This window comes from Devosia indica, from assembly GCF_003056405.1.
Classification (GTDB): domain Bacteria; phylum Pseudomonadota; class Alphaproteobacteria; order Rhizobiales; family Devosiaceae; genus Devosia; species Devosia indica.
The window spans coordinates 1-3,702 of sequence record NZ_PYVZ01000033.1 but is presented as its reverse complement, the minus strand read 5'-3'; the positions used below and the strand labels follow the sequence as shown (position 1 = coordinate 3,702).

Genomic DNA, 3,702 nt, shown 5'->3' with positions numbered 1-3,702 from the left:
TGGATAGGCCTTGATCAGCTCAGTGTCGGACGGACCAACCTGTATGGTCGGCACGACCAGCAGCAGCGCGATAACGACCAGCAGGGCGGTCGAGCCGATACTGAGACCGATCTTGAGCATCCGGAAGCGGTCATCGATCAGCGTGACGAGGACAGCCGTCATCATCGGCAGCAGGATGGGCAGGATGACGAGGTGGTCGAAGAGACTGGTCATGGCGTCAGTCCCTTCCGTCGACATGATCTGTGCCGGTAAAGCCGCGCGCCGCCAGCATCACCACAAGGAACAGCGCCGTCATGGCAAAGCCGATGACGATAGCGGTCAGCACCAGAGCCTGCGGCACCGGATCGGTATAGGCCGCCGGATCGATATTGTTGCGGTCGAGCACGGGTGCGGCGTCGATCCGCAACCGCCCCATGCTGAAGATGAAGAGATTGACCGCATAGGAAATCAGCGACAGGCCGATGATCACCTGGAAGGTGCGTGGACGCAGCATGAGATAAATGCCCGAGGCGGTCAGAACGCCGATGGCGATGGCGAGCACGAGTTCCATCAGCCAGGCCCTCCTGCACTGGGCTCTCTCTGTATGGCCTCGGCCTTGCGCGGAACGCGCGAAGCGCGGGGCGAGCGGACCGATTGGTGCGCCAGTGCGATAAGGATAAGGACGGTCGAGCCGACAACCAGCAGGAAGACGCCGAGGTCAAACAGCAGGGCCGAGGCCATGGGCACGCGGCCGATCCAGGGAATATCGGCATATTGGAAATAGGTCGTGAGGAACGGATAGCCGAACAGCCACGATCCCAGTCCGGTCAGGATGGCGATGGCCAGACCCGAGCCGATCCAGATCACCGGCAGGATGCGCAGCCGGTCTTCTACCCAGCGCGTACCGCCGGCCATATATTGCAGGATAAAGGCGATGGACATGGTGAGGCCACCGACAAAGCCGCCCCCCGGCAGGTCATGCCCGCGCATGAAGAGATAAACCGCAACCACGATGATCACCGGGAATAGCCACTGCATGATCTGAGAGGGCACGATGAGATAGGCCGCGATCGTGTCGCCCGGATTGCGCTCGGGCGTCTCCTCGTCATAGGCATTCTGCGCCAATTGCTGCTGCGGCTTGCCCACGCTTTCGCTGGCCGGACGGAAGCGGCGCAGCAGGGCATAAACGATCAACGCCACGACGCCGAGCACGGCAATTTCGCCAAAGGTGTCAAAGGCGCGGAAGTCCACCAGCATCACATTGACGATATTGGTGCCCCCACCCTGGCTATAGGCGTTTTCAACGAAGAAATTCGAAATGCCATCAATCGCCGGCCGCGTCATGATGAGATAGGCGGTGATCGCCAGCCCGAGCCCGGCGACGCCAGCGATGACCATGTCGCGATAGCGCCGGAAGCTGTCGCGGGCTTTCTGGTCCATGGTCAGGTTGGGCAGGCGCTGCGGCAACCAGCGCAGGCCCAGCAGGATCAGCACGGCCGTCGCAATCTCGACCACCAACTGGGTCAGCGCCAGATCGGGCGCGGAAAACCAGACAAAGGTCATGCAGGTAACGAGGCCCGCGCCCCCCAGGAGGATCATGGCCGCAAAGCGGTGGAACTTGGCCTGATAGGCAGCGGCGAGGGCGCAGGCACCACCCACCAGCCATATGAAGGCGAAGACCGGATCGAACGCCGTTGGCGAAGCCACCATCGGATTGACGCGGTTCCACAGCGGCAAGACGCCCACGGTGATGGCGAGAACGACAATGATCAGCAATTGCGGCTGCAAGCGGCGCGTGCCGAGCAGGCTGTGCACACCACGGGCCCAGCGACCGGTAACGGTAACCAGCACGCTCTCGAAAATGCGCTGCCCGCGGAACCGATGTAGCAACGGCGTGCCATCGCGCTCGCTCGAGAGGTACCGGAACAGCGCCAGATAGAGCAGCACACCGCCCACCATCGCAACGATGCTCATGACCAGCGGCAGGTTGAAGCCGTGCCACACCGAAAGGCTATAATAAGGCACGTCCGCGCCCAGCACCGAAGCAACAGCGGCGGCGAGATAGGGCCCGATGGTAATACCCGGGATAATGCCGACGGCAAGGCAGATGAGCACAAGGAATTCGATCGGGCGGCGCATCAGCGCCGGCGGCTCGTGGGGCACCCGGTCCAGCTTTTCGGGCGGCGGACCGAAAAACACGCCATGCACAAAGCGCAGTGAATAGGCGACGCTGAACATGCCGGCAATGGTCGCGCCAATGGGCAGAGCCAGGTTGACGAACACGTTGGGGTCGAATTCTGCCGTTTCTGTGAAGAACATTTCCTTGGAGAGGAAGCCGTTGAGCAGCGGCACCCCTGCCATGGCCGCACTGGCAATGATGGCAAGTGCGGCGGTAACCGGCATGAAGCGGCGCAGTCCACTTAGCCGCCTGATGTCACGCGTGCCCGTTTCGTGGTCGATGATACCGGCGGCCATGAACAGCGACGCCTTGAAGGTCGCGTGATTGGCGATGTGAAACACTGCCGCGACCAGCGCCAGCGGCGTGCTCATGCCCAGCAAGGTGGTAATGAGGCCAAGATGGCTGATGGTGGAATATGCGAGGAGGCCCTTGAGGTCGCGCTGGAACAGGGCGGCATAGGCGCCGATCATCAGCGTGATGAGACCCGAGAACGTGACGATCCAGAACCAGAGGTCGGTTCCAGACATGACCGGCCAGAACCTAACGAGGAGGAAGACGCCGGCCTTTACCATTGTTGCTGAGTGCAGGTAGGCCGAGACGGGGGTCGGCGCGGCCATGGCGTGCGGCAGCCAGAACTGGAACGGGAACTGCGCGCTTTTGGTCATGGCGCCGAGCAGCATCAGGATCAGCGCTACGGTATAAAGGCCATGGTTTCGGATGGCATCACCTGAAGCCAGCACCACATCGAGATCATAACTGCCCACGATATTGCCGATCAGTAGCAGGCCCGCGAAAAGCGCCAATCCGCCGGTCGCTGTCACGATCAGCGCCATGCGCGCGCCGTCGCGCGCATCGCCGCGGTGGTACCAGTACCCGATAAGCAGGAACGAAATGAGGCTCGTCAGTTCCCAGAAGATGGCGATCTGGATGAGATTGCCGGCGGTCACCAGCCCCAGCATCGCGCCCATAAAGGCCAGCAGAAACGCAAAAAATCGCGGCACCGGATCCTTGGGCGACATGTAGTAGCGCGTATAGAGCACCACCAGAAAACCAATGCCGGTGATCAGCACGCAGAACAGCCAGGCAAAACCATCCATGCGGAAAATCAGGTTCAGCCCAAGCGCAGGCAACCATTCGATCTCGTAACGCAGGACGCCGCCATCCACGACCTGGGGATAGAGCGACAGGACTATGGACATAAGGACCAGCGACAGCGCCCCCGACAGCCAGGCTTGGGCATTGCGGGCGTTTGCTGGCAAACTCGCGGCCACAAGGGCCGTTAGGAAGGGAGCAGCAACGATGACGATCAAGAGTAGCGATGCGGACATTGTTGCTTAAGCATTCTAATGGGGTTGGTCGGCCTAGTGGCGTGGGTGAAGGAGAGGACGCCGGCAGGCTAGCACTTTGCTATCGCTGAGCCTGTTGGAAGCTCTACCGCCTCGCTTCGCTGCGAGCAGAATGCCAGCGCCAGTATGAACAGAAGCACAAAGGCCGAGCCAATCGCAGGCTTGTATGAATTCATTTGTTCACCTCTCAAATCACGG

Annotated in this window: 2 protein-coding genes and 1 pseudogene; all 3 read right to left on the bottom strand. The window is 61.2% G+C overall.

The genetic code is table 11. The features are described 5' to 3' along the window. Positions 1–213, bottom strand: a pseudogene (locus DDE76_RS19800) (monovalent cation/H+ antiporter subunit D); the annotation flags it as partial. Positions 214–217: 4 nt separating this feature from the next. Further along, positions 218–550 (bottom strand): Na+/H+ antiporter subunit C, encoded by a 333-nt coding sequence (locus DDE76_RS19135; RefSeq protein WP_104891352.1) that lies wholly within the window; start codon positions 548–550, stop codon positions 218–220. Then, positions 550–3,486 carry a monovalent cation/H+ antiporter subunit A gene (locus DDE76_RS19130; protein WP_104891351.1) on the bottom strand — a complete coding sequence of 979 codons (2,937 nt, stop codon included), beginning with the start codon at positions 3,484–3,486 and terminating at the stop codon, positions 550–552. Before DDE76_RS19130 ends, DDE76_RS19135 begins: the two co-directional genes overlap by 1 nt. Positions 3,487–3,702: the final 216 nt, after the last annotated feature.